Genomic DNA, 14,303 nt, shown 5'->3' on the forward strand with positions numbered 1-14,303 from the left:
CTTACAAAAAAACTCCCCCAGGCGTTGTCCTGGGGGAGTTTTTTTTGTGCGCTAAAGCCGGGCACACCTCAGCGGAGCACCGCCTGATACACCTTGTGCAGGGTTCCGGTTATCTGCTCCCAGTCGTAGTTCTTTTCCACCAGTTTGCGTGCCTGCCCCGACTGCCTGAGCCAGGCCTCTTCGTTTTCCAAAAGGTGCACCACCTTCTCGGCGAACTCTTCCGGAGCGTCGGCGATCAGGATATTTTCCCCATCGGTCACCTCGAGTCCTTCGCAGCCTACGGAGGTGGAGACCACGGGCGTTCCGGTGGACATTGCCTCGATGATCTTGAGCCTGGTCCCTCCGCCGGAACGCAGGGGAATCACCGCCACCTGCGCCTGTTGGTAGTAGGTCCTCAGGTCCTCCACCCGCCCCGTCACCAGCACCTCCCCGCGACCGGAAAGTTCCCTGACCTCAGGGGGAGGATCGCAGCCGACCACCAGGAACCCCAGCTCCGGAAACCTCTTCTTGATGAGCGGGTAGATCTCGCGGTGGAAGTAGAGCACCGCGTCGGCATTGGGGCCGTAATCCATGAGCCCCACGAAGATGAGGTTAAGCTGCCGCCCGGTCCGGGGAAGGGGGGAAAACATCCGGGCGTCGACCCCGTTGGGGATCACCGAGACGTCGAGCCCCGGGCACATCAGGCGCAAAAGCACCCGGTCCAACTCGGACACCACCAACGACTTGTCGAAGCTGCGGGCGATCTTGGACTCCCACCTGAGCATCGGAACCCACTCGAAAAGGCATTCCAGCTTCTTGATCAGCCGCTGCTCCAGCTGGTAGATCCGGTAGTACTGCACGCAGGCGATGTTGTGAAAGGAGAGGACCGTCTTGCAGCTGAGTTCCTTCGACAGGTATTTCACGTTGTACGCCATGTAGGAGTGTTCGAACTGGATGATGTCGAACCTGTCGCGTTCGGAGATCTGCTTCAGTGCCTCCCGCAGTTCGGGAGCCTCGGCGTACTTGAGCATGAACGGGAGCCCCCTGAAGAAGTTGCAGAGGACGCCGGGGAGTTGGTAGAGGATGGGGCGCCTTTCGGTATGGATCAGGTTAATGGCGCTGCAGTAGCGTGCCATGGCGGGATTTGCCACGTCGTCGCTGCAGTCGGCGAGGCTGATCAGGTGGACCTCGTTATCCAGGGAGAGGTACTTGATGAGGTTGAAGATCCGTATCTTCGCGCCGCTGTCGGGCGGGTAGGGAAACGATGGGGTGACGATGAGTATCTTCATGTCGACTCCTTTGCAGAACGTGATCCGGCTCCACGCGTGGGGACAGCAGGCGCCTCATCCTTTCACCAGGTGCTCGCGGCGGCCCCGGTATCCGGTGAGCCAGTGCCAGTACCCCGCGGACATGCAGTTGACCAGGCGGAATTCCCCCTTGGCCAGCAACCGGAGTACTTCAGACAGATCGGCGGCGAACCGGCTGAACCAACGGGCCTTGCTGCCGTTTCTGCTCATGAAATACAGTCTGTTGCGGGTCATGTAGTAGATCCAGGCGCCGGCAAGTTTTCTGGTCGACACCGATTCCTTGTGCCAGACCACGGAGCCCGGCGTGTAGAGCAGCCGGTACCCTTGCCGCTTGGCCCTCAGGCACCACTCGCTCTCCTCGAAATAGAGAAAGTACCCCTCATCCATGGTTCCGATCTTCTCGATGACCTCCCGCTTGACCAAAAGGCTGCATCCGGTGACGTACCCGGTGTCGGTCACCGCGTCGAACTGCCCCAGGTCCGGTACTCCCAGGCCCACGTGACCGGTTTCCCCCCGGTCTGCCTGCACCCACCCGCCGGCGAACCAGATCAGCTTGGGATCGGCGTAGCTCAAGATCTTCGATCCGAGGATGCCGGCCTCTCGCTCCGTTTCCGCGACCCTGACCAGTTCGGACAGCGCTTCGGGGTGGACGGTGGTGTCGTTGTTCAGAAGCCAGACGTAGTCGGCACCGCGCTCCAGGGCGTAGCGGATTCCCACGTTGTTTCCCCCGGCGTACCCCAGGTTGCTGCCGGTCTGGAGCACCGGGAGGTCGGGATAGCGTTGCCGCAGGAGATCTTCGGAACCGTCACTCGAGGCGTTGTCCACCACGACGATTTGTGCGGAGCGGTAGGTGAGGGCCCGGCAGGATTCGAGGCATTCCAGGGTATCCTGGATACCGTTCCAGTTGAGCAGGATGATATAGACCGTTTTTGCTTCCGGGTTTGCCACGGCGCCCATGAGTCCCCCACCCTATTCAGGTGACCTGCTCCCCGGCCGGAGCCGGCAACGCGGCCTCCGGCGCTGCCTGCACGCCACGATGCATGAGTATCGTTTCCGACAGCCCGATCAGGATGGCAAGGACCACGATGGAGTGCCATTCCAGGAATAGCGGGATCACCAGGGCCATCGGCAGGGCCGCCACTCCCATCAGCAGGGCCCCCACTGCAATCGACCTGAGGTAGGGGTCCGGCTCGTTCCTGGCGCTTTTAAAAGCCCTGACAAGGAAGGTCAGGTAAAAAAGGAAGAACACCAGGCACCCCGGCAGCCCGAAGTCCAGCACCAGCCAGAGATAGACGTTGTGGACGTAGTAGGTGATCTCGTCATCCGGGCCGTAGAGCTTGGGGCGGTAGTCCTGGCCCAGGCCGATCCCCAGCAACGGGTGTTCCCTGATCTCCTTGAGCGCGTAACTGTTCTCTATCTGGCGGTCGTTGAGCGAGTTGGTCTGCACCAGCTCCTTTCCGGCGAAGAGGGTGAGGAAGCGTCCCGACATCGCGGTGAGGGTGCTCTGGAACTTGCCGCCGGCTCCCCAGCCCCCTGCGGCCAAAAGCGCGAAGAGGAGCATTCCCAGCATGACGAACTTCGCCAGGCGGAGACGCTGCTCGGGACGCGCCACCACGAAATAGAGCGTGATGACCAGCGCTAAGGCAAGGAGGTAGGTCCGCACGTAGGTAAGCAGCACCCCCGCCCCCAAAAGTGCCAGCAGGTACAGGTAGCGGGAGCGCAGCGACAGGGCGGAGCGCAGGTTGGTAAGTAAGGCGATGACCGTGAGGAGGCAGGCAAACAGCAGGGTCTGTCCCGGTGGCTGGAGACGCATGGCGTCCACTTCCGCCTCCATGACGTCGACCCGGTACTGCTTTCCCGGGATGAGCTGGACGGAATCCCCCATCACCAGCTGAACCAGCATGGCAACAACGACCAGGGCGGCGACCAGGAAAAGGGCGTTTACCAGGAACCTGATCTGCTGCTTGGTACACACCAGGTTGGTAATCATGAAATAGATAAGGTAGTAGCTCACCACCCGGAACAGCCGCAGCACCGTGTTCAGGTCCATCCCCAAGAGGACGATCGACAGCAGCGCCGTGCAGACGGCATAGCCTATGAAAAGGAGGAGCAGCCAGCTGACCGGGCTGGAAGCGGTGGGTTGGGAGTCCCGGGTGGAGAGGTGCCTCCAAAACGACAGCGCCAGAAGCACGAAAACCAGGATGTCCGTGACGTTGAGGCTGCCGGGCCCCAGCGGGACGAGGGGAAGCTTATAGACGTCGACGACGCTTGCGATGATGACAACAATGGCGATGATGCTCAACTCTGGTTTTTTGAGGGTCAGCCACACCGTGAACAGTGCGCCGAGGAGGGCGACGATGTAGAGCAGGGACATCTTGAGGATGACAAAACCGAAGGCAAGCCCGCCTGCCAGGCAGAGAAGGACCGCGGCGAGGGTTGTTGGACTCCTGCGCGCACCGAGGATCATCACGCACTCCCGGTTTTGTCACCGGCACCGTGACCTCGAGATACCACCATGTGCAACCCCGCGTCGCTCATTTCTCACACCCTCGAAACCTAGGACATCTGGCGTGGCAATTTCAGCACTGGTTAAGATTATATTGGTTTTTTTTAACGTCAACTAGGCCAACCTGACCATCGCCTTGCTTGTGGCTCGTTCTGGGCGGTCTTTTTTCGGGGTAATCATCCGGGGAGTGGTGTCGCTGGAACAGCAAGGTGATTGGAACCGGGTGAAGGAGACGGCGAAGAGTGCCATCTTCGCCGGGAAGAGAAACTCGTGGTGACTTCGTGATCCCGGGAACCTGACGGTAGCGCGGGAAGGCCAGGAAAGCGGTGGCAGTGCCGCCACCCCGCAAAAAAGCCCTGTGGCTAGCAGGGCTTTAGCACGACGTTCAGGGAGGCGGCGGGAGCTGCTACTGAAACCTCTCCTTGAGAAACTCCATCCCTTTTTGCAGCCAACCACCCCCTTCGGGCACCTTTCCATCGGGGGTCATCTGGTCGACGAAATCGGGAAGGTGTTGCGAGAGGTGGGTTGCCGCCTCGTCTTCGGAGATACCCGACCGGCCGGCAAGGTCTCTGACCCGGTCCTCACCCAATCCCTGTTTCACCTCTTCCGGCGAAATGGGCTGGTTCTCCCCCGGGCTCACCCACGAGGAAACCTTGTCGCCGAGTCCTCTTTGCTGAAAGAGACTGACCAATCCCTGGAGGCCGCCGGCACTCTGACCGGAAAACATCTCTATGACCCCGCTCAGCAACGACCCGCCTTTCGATTGCGTCCCCTGCCCCTGCAGCGTTCCCAGTTTTTCCTTGAACTCATCCATGATTCCCATAGCTGACTCCTTACCGGGAACCCGACCGGATTCCGAACGGATCCCGCGGTTTCCAGGTGGCGGCCTGCCGTCTCAGGTACCATACCAGAAACGGCAATCCTGCCACGTTTCCAGTATAGTAGGGCCCACGATGGAGAGTCAAATGAAGGGGGAGGAATCAGGGGCTGGGGGCTGGGGCAATCAAGGCTGGAGTACTCTGATTAAGTGGCGCTGCGTTTCGGGAAGTACGCTTGGTAAAAATGAAAAAGGCACCGCGGTCGAAACCGGGTGCCTTCTTGCTATTGGTTGCGGGGATAGGATTTGAACCTATGACCTTCGGGTTATGAGCCCGACGAGCTACCAGACTGCTCCACCCCGCGTCATTGACTCAACACTTGTAGCACAGCCTCGCCAATGAAGTCAACCTCTTGTTCCGCCTGGCGCGGTATACGCGTGGAACCCGGCTCACCGGGGGACGGATTCGGGGGAGATATCATGGAGATAGCTGATGGCGACAGAAACTATCCGAGGTCCGGTATTTTTGGCCCACGCGAAGCGATCAACTTCCCTCCCCCGCCACCTTCCGCCAAGGGGGGGCTCCTGCGCCACGAAAAAAGGCGACCGCACCCCAAACCGGTGCGGCCGCCAAACCATTTCCCGGAGATGAGAAAGGATACGCTCGTTACGGGAAGTTGATGTCGACCTGGGTGGTGAAGGTGTTGTTACCGGCCAGGGCCTTCTTGGTGTAGACGTCGTAGCCGAAGATCACGGAAACGTTCTTGGCAAAGTTCCAGGAGGCACCGAAGTTAACCGCACCATTGGCGTTGTTGCCGCCCATGTAGTCAACGGCCAACCAGAGCTTGTCGGAGATCTCGCTCATGGTGCGGTCCCAGGAGAGCAGCGCACCGTCGTTCTCCGGCTTCAAGGTGCTGAAATCGCTAACCAACGCGCGCTTGCTGCCGCGGTAGTACCCGGCGGAGAGCCTGCCGACCACCGGAAGTGTCTTGGCTACCAGGCCGTACACGATGTTCTGGCCGGAGACGACCCCGGGAGCCGTGCTGCTGTTCAGGGTGGGTCCGATGTTGTACATGCCGACCGCGAAGGCCGGGGAGAACTTGAAGAGGGACTCCTCGGGAGTGCCGATTTTGAAGTTACCACTGAGCGGATGGTTGTCGTTGGGCTCGTTGGCGGTGACCAGGTAGTCGAAACCGATCTCGGCCTGGATCTTCTCGTAGGGGAGAATGCCCACGGTCGGGCCGATATCCATAGTGTGCGCGTCCCGGGTGGCGCTGGCGGTCGGTGCCGACTTCGGCACGCCGGAGGCACGGAAATAGTTGTCGATGTTGAGGTGGAAGACTCCGAAAGGCTGGACGTCGGTGGACGGGATCCAGATCTGCGTCGAAGGGGTCGCAGAAGCGATACCGGAGGTTGCTGCAGTCAGCGCCATTGCCAGCATGAGAATCTTGGAAATTCGTTTCATCGTTTACTCCTTTGTAAGTTTGGTGAAAAACAGGGACTAGGGACTGGGGACCAGCGGCTGGGGAAATGCTCAAAGGCCCGCACTGGCCCGGTTTCCTTCGGGTGACCGCACTGTCATGACAACGACTAAAAATCCTCCCTTCGCAGGTAGTGAAAAGCAGTGGCTTGGTGGACAGGGACGTAACTCCCTCCGGGTTCCCTAACCGACCAGGCTGTCGCTCTGATAAAAAACAAAAAGGCGCCTCTCACCAGGTGGTGAAAGGCGCCTTTGCCTTGTCTCAATGCAACCAGGCACTACATTGTGCCCGGTAACCTCCATCATTAAAGCAGAAGCTGTGCCATAACTCATATTTCCCCTAACCAGTTGAAACTCTTTCACGTCAGGAATAGGCCCCGAGGTTAGGCGTTTCTGCCACGACGAAATTACAGGCAGCCAAGCTTAATTAATGTGCAGTACGGGGAGGAGATTCTGCCGGCCAGGTTCTGCACCGACGAACATTAGTTACCGCTTACCATGGTTCTTTTTGTTTGTCTCCGGGGCGCGGACAGGCTACCTTGGGCCGCACCAGTCAAGAACTGGCATCACCGGCTTGGGAGAGCTTTTGTGGTCACAACCTTCATCGAGATCTTTCTGCTCGGGATCGGCGCCGGCATCATGGGGTCGATGCTCGGGCTGGGCGGCGGCATCATCATCGTCCCGGCCCTTACCCTTTTATTCGGCATGTCGATGCGTACCGCGGTGGCGGCCTCGACAGTCTCCATCATCGCCACCTCGACGGGCGCCGCGGTTGCCTACCTGCGCGACCGGCTCACCAATACGCGCGTGGCGATCTGGCTCGAGATGGGGACCGCGATGGGTGCACTGGGCGGGGCACTCATCGCAGGGGTGATCAACCAGCGGGTGCTCTACATCCTGTTCGGGGTGCTCCTGGGCTACTCGACCTACAACATGTTCAAGGCACGCAAGCAGGAGCTGCCGACGGGAATCGTCCCGGATGCCCTGTCGCAAAAACTCCGCCTGGCGGGCTCCTACTACGACAAGGCGCTGGGCCACCGGGTGGACTACCAGGTGACCCGCACCGTGCCGGGCCTCATCATCATGATCTTCTCCGGAGCGGCGGCGGGGCTTTTGGGAATCGGGGCGGGGATCTTCAAGGTACCGGCCATGGACCAGGTGATGGGGATGCCGTTCAAGGCTTCGACGGCAACCTCGAACTTCATGATCGGCGTGACGGCGGCCTCGGGGGCGGTGGTCTATTTCGCGCGCGGCGACGTGCAACCGCTGGTGGCGGGTCCCATCGTCCTGGGCGTGCTTCTCGGGGCCATTATCGGGGCAAAGCTCATGGTACGCTTGCGGGCGAACCTGATCCGCCTCTGCTTCATCCCGCTCATAGCCTACACGGCAGTTACCATGATCTACCGGGGGGTGAAATGGTGGTGAACGAGAACTCGGTGGAAACCAGGCACGATGCGATCGAGCTGGTGCTGGCGCGGCTTTTACGGCTGGGATCCCTGGTCGCGGCGGCGCTTTTGGCGGTGGGGTTGGCAGCGATGGTCGCAGGGCTGAGCGTAATCGCGCCGAAACTGATCACCGCGGGTCTCCTGGTACTCCTGGGGACACCCATTTTAAGGGTGGTCACCGCGGCAGTCATCTTCATCAGGGAGCGCGACTGGTACTTCGCCTTTTTCTGCGCGGTGGTCTTGGTAGCCTTGGCCACGGGAATTGTGCTCGGGCGGGTGGGTTGATAACCGACTTATAAATCATACGCGGAGGGCGCGCGGATTGTGCGGGTCGGCGCGGATACCTCCGCATCCCTTGGTATAAGGCGAGAAGCTATGAGGGATGTTCCTGGTCCGCGGGGGTTTTCTTTTTGGCCTGCTCCATCCGCTCGCGGGCCTGGCGCTCGAGCTTCTTGCGCTGCGGTCCGCTCACGAAGTTGTGCTCCAACACGATGATCAAAAATAGTCCGGCGGCTAAAATTGCACCGACTCCCAAAATCTGTAACCAGAACATTCCCTTCTCCCTTCCTCTTTGAAGTACCTCAGCTGATAACGAAACCGCCCTGTTCCCGACGGATGAACCCTTCGCGCTCGAGACGCTCGAGATTGCCGGCCAGCGACTCGGCTTGATCGGGGAGCGCGTGCGCCAGTTCGTTGTGCGTGATCCCCGGCGAGGCCAGGATATTGCGCAGGATGAGGCTGCGCCGCTCCCGGTTGGAACCCCGAAACGGCGACTGGCGCACGTGGTGGGCGCTCTGCCGGCCCGGATTCACCCGGGTCCGCTTCAACATGGCGCCGTAATCCATGAGTGCGTAGTACCACTCCCGCGCCCTGTCCCTCAGCAGGGTCGCCTCGACCAGGGGGAGCAGATCGCGGTCGTGCACCGACTCGGCACCGGGGAAAAAGTGCAGGATGAACACCGAGCGGATGTTGGTCTCGATGAAGGGACTGGGGATCCCAAAGGCAAAGGCGGCCACGGCCCGGGCGGTGTAGGGGCCGATACCGGGGAGCGACTCGAGTTGGGCGATGTCGGCCGGGAGCTTCCCGTCCAGGCGCTCGACGACGGCCTGCGCGCAGTTTTTCAAGGCCAGGGCGCGACGGTTGTAGCCGAGTCCCTGCCAGACCGACAGCACCAGGGAGAGCTCAGCCGCGGCCAGGGCCTCAAGCGTGGGGAACTGGGCGAGGAACTCCCGGTACTTCTCCTTGACCCGGTCCACCTGGGTCTGTTGCAGCATGATCTCGGACACCAGGATCGCGTAGGGGTCGCGGGTCTCACGCCAGGGGAGCGTACGCCCCTGCGTGGCGAAGAAGTCGAGCACCACCTCGCGAAAGGCGGCGATTTCCGCGGCATCGGGAGCCAGGGGGGCCGCGGGATTACCGGCGCGTATCTCGCTCTTTCGGCGGCTCATCTTCAGTGGTAGGTCCGGTAGAAAACGGCGGCGGTCATCAGGAAGGTGAGTACGGTGATCCCCCGGCGCACCTTGTCCTGGGGAAGTTTCCTGGTGTAGTGGGCACCGAAGTAGCCCCCCACTACCGCTGAGGCCATCATGACGAGCGCCTGGGGCCACCAGACCTTGCCCGCGATGACGAAGCAGACCACGGCGGTGGCGTTCATCGAGCCGACCAAAAGCGTCTTCGCCGCGTTCATGGCGTTGATGTTGGCGGTGAAGAAGAGACTCCAGACGGCAAGGGTCATGATGCCGACCGCGCCGCCGAAATAGCCGCCGTAGATGGCGAGCACGAACTGCCCGAGCAACAGCGCCGCCGGCCCGATATGCACTACGCGCCGCAGGGCCGCCCCTGCCTGGCGCCCGAAGGTGAAGGCCAGGGTTCCGAAAAGTAGCAGCCAGGGGAAGATACGGTCGAAGGTGGTGACCGGTGTGAAGAGGAGCAACAGCGCCCCGGCCAGTCCGCCCAGTACGCTCGCGATCCAGAGCGCCCGGATCGAGACCCCTTCGAAGGGGACGAAATCGTGCCGGTAGGCCCAGGCACCCGCGAAACTCCCGGGGAACAGGGCGACCGTCGAGGAGGCGTTGGCGATGACCGAAGGGACCCCGGCGAACACCAGGACCGGGAGTGTGACGAAGGAGCCGCCGCCGGCAGCGGAGTTCATTACCCCGGCGAGCAGGCCCGCGAAAAAGATCAGCAAGGGATGTTCCATGCGGCCTACTGTGCCCCAAGCCGCCCCCCTTGTCAATAATGAGAAGCGCCCGGGGGCCGTTCGTTAGCGGCGGGCGATCAGGGTGGCGCCGGCAAAGAGGAGCAGGCACCCGAGGAAGCGCTTGAGGTCGAAGGGGACGTGGCGCAGGCCGAAGGCACCGTAGTGGTCGAGGAGCACCCCGGTGGTGAGTTGGGCGGCGATCACCACCGACATGGCGGCGGCGGTACCGACGCGCGGCACCACGAAGATGGTCATGGTGACGAAGAAGGCACCGAAGGCCCCGCCGGTCCACTCCCACCAGGTGGCGCCGGCGGCGGCTTTCAGGTTCCCCTTGCCGGCGCCAAGGACTACCGCCATCAAGACGAGGGTCCCCACCGCGAACGAGATGCAGGAACTCTCGAGAGCCCCGACCTTCTGTGCCAGCCGGGCGTTTATCGAGGGCTGCACGGCAATGGCAATGCCACCGCAAAACATCACTGCCAAAAGAACAAGGTTGGTCATGTAGTTACTCCTTGGGGCGCACAGGACTAAAGGGTGAACGGAAAACGTGGTACTCGACCTGGACGACAAAGATAGCAGGGACACCTAATGCTCGCAAGAGTGTGACCGGTCTGCCAAAGAGAGGTTCCCCCTTCAGATCCAGTGAACGCACTTTCCGTGCGGGTGGGAAAGGAAGTCGAGACTGTCGCACCTGCACCCGAATCCTCCCTTTGACAGTGGCAGGATCGGCAATATCCAGGTACACTAGCGAACTGCCACAATCTGACGGCGGTTTCGCGCACGGGGACACTGAGTGCCCCGGGCAGGGACGCTATTTTCGGGCCCGCCCATAAACTACAGGAGGAACCAGATGATGAAGAGCAGGAACCTGACAGGCACGTTGGCAATCGTCGTGGCACTTTTGGCAGCATCAGTTGGATTGGTCTTCGCATCCGGCAGTGCCGGCGTCGGCGCAGATGAGGCGCTGCAACAGCTCATGGACGGCAACAAGCGGTTTGTGGAGGCCAAGATGAACTCCACGTCCATGTGCGACGCCACAGCCCGCGGCAAGCTGGCCAAATCGCAACACCCCTATGCCATCATCCTTTCCTGCTCCGACTCCCGGGTTCCGCCCGAACTGATCTTCGATCAGACCCTTGGGGAAATCTTCGTGATCAGGGTCGCGGGTAACGTGGCCGATCCCGTTGTGCTGGGGAGCATCGAGTACGCCGCTGAGCACCTGGGTTCTCGCCTCATCATGGTGCTGGGCCACGAGCGCTGCGGCGCAGTCACCGCGACGGTCAACGCCAAGGGAAAACCGGAAGGGAACATCGGTGCCATCGTTAAAGCGATCGAGCCCGCGGCCAAGGAGGCCAAGAAGATCGCCAAGGGCAAACCCGCCGAAGAAGTCGTGGAGTGCGCGGTAGACGTCAACGCGAAGCTCGTGGCAGCAAGCCTGACCAAACGCTCGAAAGTGCTCGCCGAAGAGCTGAAGGCCGGCAAGGTCAAAGTGGTAGCGGCCAAGTATGACCTGGACGACGGGACCGTGGCGTTACTGAAGTAGCCGGCTAAAGGGTACCGAGGGGACACCTTGAGTCCCGCACACCGTGACCATCATGAAAAAGACCAAGAGGGCAAGGCTGTCACCCGCTTGGTCTTTTTTTGCCATTATTTAAGCTGCGCTCAGCTGAGAGCCAAAGCCCTGCCACAACAGCCAATTGTCAATTGTCCATCGTCAATTGTTCATCGAAGTTATTGTGCCGCAGCTTGCCGTAATCGAGCTGGGAGGCCGCGACCGGACTGCGCTTCTCGGCCGGGTGCCCCACCGCGATGATGCAGGCCACCTTGAGCCCCTCGGGAACGCCCAGCACCTGGCGCACCTGCTCCTCGGCGCTGGAAGCGGCGTCGTGACGACGCTCGCGGATCTGGATCCAGCAGCTCCCCAGCCCCAGGGACTGGGCCACCATCTGGACCAGGATCGCGGCGATGGAGCAGTCCTCGACCCAGACGTCGCAGCGTGCCGGGTCGGCAAGAACCACGATCCCCAGCGGTGCCCCCCTCAGGAAGGCCGAACCGTGCTCCTTGGCGCGCGAGAGCCTCTCCAACTGGTCCGGGTCGTCCACCACCACGAAGGACCAGGGCTTCAGGTTGCGGGAGGTGGGGGCCCGCAGCAGCGTCTCGGCCAAAAGGGCCACCTGCTCGGGGCTTACCGGTTCCTTGGTGAATGACCTGATACTGCGACGTGCACGCACGATTTCGATCATCGCGAATCTCCTTTGGCTAAAAATGGCACCGTGCCGCTTCCCTAAAGGTTGCGCCGCTGTGCCTTGAAAATGAGCTGTTCCGGAACCTCGTCCATGTGCTCTTCGCCCAGGGCGAGCAGTTCGCTTTCCAGACGGCCGGCGGCTACCCTGAGCCCGGTCACGTCCACACCCTCGAAGACCGAAGCGACCCGGCTCAACAGGCCGCACCCGCCACGCAACAGGATGAGCGCACCCTTGAAGTTGCCGTTACGCCAATGATACAGGGCGACGGCCAGTTGAAGAAACCCCTGGTAAAAATCACGCAGCTCTCCGCTCGCCCCCACCCAGAGTTCCTCGAGTGTTTCGTGACACAGAAACCAGTCCCGTCGGTTGAATTCCTCGATGGCACGATCCAGTTCCCGATCCGCATTTTCCGGGTTTTCTGCCATGTTCCCCCTTCCCGCTTCCCGCTCTGACCGTCTAATGACAACGCTTTATCGCGGCAACTCGCCATTTGACCAAATCAAAAAAAGGTTCACAAGTCAACTGGAATTGACAAAGAACCGCTCCTGTCAGGGTTTTGCACTGTATACGGAAAGTTGGCGAAGATTGTGCAAACTCATTGGCAACAACGGATACTGGCAAAGAGAGGCCGAAAGTTGCGCTATGAGGAGAAGAAGGAGTTCCTGCTTCTGTCTCCTGCGGATTTATGTCGTGTCACGGGTGATTACCCAGAGTTCTTTGTTTCTATGAATGCAATGCTATCTTATGCCGTACCTGTCATGCCATGTAATGTTATTTTTTAATGGAGTGTATGCAGCTGTTATGTGATCTATGATGTCATGCGATGTAATGAGGAGGGACTGTACCACAACTGAAGAGGAGTACCCGGGGAGGCTGCCTGGCACCCTTCCCCCGCATTCCCGGATCGCGAGACGGTCCTGGTTGGTGGTAAAAAAGGCTGAACGCAGCGTTGCGTGTCAGCCTTTTGTTTTGCCCGGGCCGGAACCTTCCGGGGTTACTTGACCAGCACCGGGTGCAGGGCGGGCAACAGCTGCAGGTTCTTGCTGCCACACCCCACGCAGGAGATGCGGTCGAGATAGAGGCCGCTCTCGCCCGCGGCACAGGCAACTGCCGAGGTCTCGCGCGGCGTGTCCTGCTGCTGGCACCCCACCGGTCCGCTGGTACAGATCCGGGTGATGCGCACCAGGGAGTACTGGGTCACCGGGTGGGTTTCGAAGGTGGCGCCGGAACTCGCCGTGGTGCAGTCCACCACCGGGGCGAGCACCCACCAGCCGACCAGCCGGCCGTTTTTGTCGTACTCCTTGTTGGAGCGGTCGAACTTCGCGTTGTACATCATCGCCTGGAGATCGCGCAGGATGCTGTCCGAGCCGAGGGCGGTGTAGATGGAACGCCCGCAGACCTCCTGGCCGGGCCCCTCGCCGCAGATCAAGTCGCTCATGGTGTTGGTGACCGTGACCGGGTGCAAGAGCGAGGTGAACAGGTAGCGGTTGTTCACCTGGGGTTGCCCCGGGCTCCAGGAGGCGCGCTCCATGTGGCGCTCCTTGACCGCGCAGACCTCGGGATAGACGCAGCCGGGATCGCAGTCCACGCTGCACAGGGCCAGGTTGGCGCGGGTACGCGGCGCGATCGAGGCGATGGCGACCGGGGTGGAGCCGAAGTTTTCGGTGCCGGTAATCTTGGCGAGGAAGTCGCCCAGGGAGCCCAGGCCGACCGAGCTGCTCTCGGCGGTCCGCCGGGTGCGCACCTGCATGGCGTTAACCGGTGTGCCGCCGGGGGTGTAACTCTGGCTGCTGACGTTCCAGAAACCGACCGTCACGTCGTTGTCGGCACTCAAGGCGTTGCCGTTGTTGTTGGCAAGGCCCACCAGGGCCACCGAGGTGTGCTTGCCGGAGACGGCCTCGACCGCCACGCTGCGCGCCTGCGCCTGCACCGGGTCCGCGAGCGCTGCGCCGATCTGCCGGGGATTCTGCTGCACCTGGGTCAGTATCCGGTTCTTGAGGGACTGGGTCCCGGCAAGCGCTGCAGTTTCGGCGGCACTTTGCAGATCCTCCTCGCTCACATAGAGGTAGCCGATGTCGATGGCAAGCCCCGTGAGAACCAGAAAGACGATCAGCATGATGGTGACGTAAGTAGTATCCATGGCTACTCCTGTGTGGCCGTGACTGGTGGAACATTCTTACACTAATACTAAAAAAAGGGCCATGCACAATTTGCATGACCCTTTTATTGCGTAACCACGAAGACCAGAGACAGTTGAGCGGTTCAAAAGGATCCGGAGGTTCTTTCGGAGGTGGAAAAGAATCCCTCCGACTCCTGAAGTGCC

The 14,303-nt window shown here is 61.0% G+C and carries 15 protein-coding genes and 1 tRNA gene; 3 read left to right on the forward strand and 13 right to left on the reverse strand.

All coding sequences use genetic code 11. The annotated features are described in order from the left end of the window. Positions 1-68 precede the first annotated feature (68 nt). The 6 genes from H7688_RS08455 to H7688_RS08480 form a co-directional block, all read right to left on the reverse strand. Positions 69-1,268, reverse strand: a complete 1,200-nt coding sequence (locus H7688_RS08455) for a glycosyltransferase (protein WP_183360638.1) — start codon at positions 1,266-1,268, stop codon at positions 69-71. A 54-nt stretch (positions 1,269-1,322) separates the two neighbouring features. Then, on the reverse strand, positions 1,323-2,243 hold the full coding sequence (locus H7688_RS08460; RefSeq protein WP_183360639.1) for a glycosyltransferase family 2 protein: 921 nt from the start codon (positions 2,241-2,243) through the stop codon (positions 1,323-1,325). A gap of 16 nt (positions 2,244-2,259) precedes the next feature. Continuing rightward, positions 2,260-3,753: an O-antigen ligase family protein gene (locus H7688_RS08465; RefSeq protein ID WP_183360640.1), complete on the reverse strand. Its 1,494-nt coding sequence runs from the start codon at positions 3,751-3,753 to the stop codon at positions 2,260-2,262. Positions 3,754-4,198: 445 nt separating this feature from the next. Further along, positions 4,199-4,615 carry a YidB family protein gene (locus H7688_RS08470; RefSeq protein WP_246329751.1) on the reverse strand — a complete coding sequence of 139 codons (417 nt, stop codon included), beginning with the start codon at positions 4,613-4,615 and terminating at the stop codon, positions 4,199-4,201. Between the two features lie 282 nt (positions 4,616-4,897). Next, positions 4,898-4,974, reverse strand: a tRNA-Met gene (locus tag H7688_RS08475). 302 nt (positions 4,975-5,276) lie between these two features. Continuing rightward, positions 5,277-6,074 (reverse strand): hypothetical protein, encoded by a 798-nt coding sequence (locus H7688_RS08480; protein WP_183360641.1) that lies wholly within the window; start codon positions 6,072-6,074, stop codon positions 5,277-5,279. Positions 6,075-6,677: 603 nt separating this feature from the next. Between H7688_RS08480 and H7688_RS08485 the strand changes: the two genes are divergently transcribed. Then, positions 6,678-7,514, forward strand: a complete 837-nt coding sequence (locus H7688_RS08485; RefSeq protein ID WP_183360642.1) for a sulfite exporter TauE/SafE family protein — start codon at positions 6,678-6,680, stop codon at positions 7,512-7,514. After that, the gene (locus tag H7688_RS08490) at positions 7,505-7,819 is read left to right on the forward strand and encodes a DUF1634 domain-containing protein (protein ID WP_183360643.1); all 315 of its coding nucleotides are present in this window, start codon (positions 7,505-7,507) and stop codon (positions 7,817-7,819) included. Before H7688_RS08485 ends, H7688_RS08490 begins: the two co-directional genes overlap by 10 nt. An 88-nt stretch (positions 7,820-7,907) precedes the next feature. Here the strand turns inward: H7688_RS08490 and H7688_RS22800 are convergent, their stop codons facing one another. The 4 genes from H7688_RS22800 to H7688_RS08510 all read right to left on the reverse strand — a co-directional run bounded on the left by H7688_RS22800 (position 7,908) and on the right by H7688_RS08510 (position 10,235). Then, positions 7,908-8,033 carry a hypothetical protein gene (locus H7688_RS22800; protein WP_281379428.1) on the reverse strand — a complete coding sequence of 42 codons (126 nt, stop codon included), beginning with the start codon at positions 8,031-8,033 and terminating at the stop codon, positions 7,908-7,910. Positions 8,034-8,115: 82 nt separating this feature from the next. Next, entirely contained in the window at positions 8,116-8,982 is an 867-nt protein-coding gene (locus tag H7688_RS08500) for an HhH-GPD family protein (protein WP_183360645.1), read from the reverse strand. A gap of 2 nt (positions 8,983-8,984) precedes the next feature. Next, positions 8,985-9,734 carry a sulfite exporter TauE/SafE family protein gene (locus tag H7688_RS08505; RefSeq protein WP_183360646.1) on the reverse strand — a complete coding sequence of 250 codons (750 nt, stop codon included), beginning with the start codon at positions 9,732-9,734 and terminating at the stop codon, positions 8,985-8,987. A gap of 63 nt (positions 9,735-9,797) precedes the next feature. Next, a complete protein-coding gene (locus H7688_RS08510; RefSeq protein WP_183360647.1) occupies positions 9,798-10,235 on the reverse strand; it encodes a DMT family transporter in 438 nt (145 codons plus the stop codon). Positions 10,236-10,587: 352 nt separating this feature from the next. Between H7688_RS08510 and H7688_RS08515 the strand changes: the two genes are divergently transcribed. After that, a complete protein-coding gene (locus H7688_RS08515; RefSeq protein ID WP_183361023.1) occupies positions 10,588-11,277 on the forward strand; it encodes a carbonic anhydrase in 690 nt (229 codons plus the stop codon). 157 nt (positions 11,278-11,434) lie between these two features. On the opposite strand, the gene H7688_RS08520 is transcribed toward H7688_RS08515, so the two are convergent. The 3 genes from H7688_RS08520 to H7688_RS08530 all read right to left on the reverse strand — a co-directional run bounded on the left by H7688_RS08520 (position 11,435) and on the right by H7688_RS08530 (position 14,120). Then, positions 11,435-11,977 (reverse strand): nitroreductase family protein, encoded by a 543-nt coding sequence (locus H7688_RS08520; protein WP_183360648.1) that lies wholly within the window; start codon positions 11,975-11,977, stop codon positions 11,435-11,437. A gap of 41 nt (positions 11,978-12,018) precedes the next feature. Further along, positions 12,019-12,405 carry a DUF309 domain-containing protein gene (locus H7688_RS08525; RefSeq protein ID WP_183360649.1) on the reverse strand — a complete coding sequence of 129 codons (387 nt, stop codon included), beginning with the start codon at positions 12,403-12,405 and terminating at the stop codon, positions 12,019-12,021. A gap of 569 nt (positions 12,406-12,974) precedes the next feature. Beyond that, complete coding sequence (locus H7688_RS08530) at positions 12,975-14,120, reverse strand: pilus assembly protein TadG-related protein (protein ID WP_183360650.1); 1,146 nt, start codon at positions 14,118-14,120, stop codon at positions 12,975-12,977. Positions 14,121-14,303 lie beyond the last annotated feature (183 nt).

The organism is Geomonas limicola (assembly GCF_014193675.1).
Taxonomy (GTDB): domain Bacteria; phylum Desulfobacterota; class Desulfuromonadia; order Geobacterales; family Geobacteraceae; genus Geomonas; species Geomonas limicola.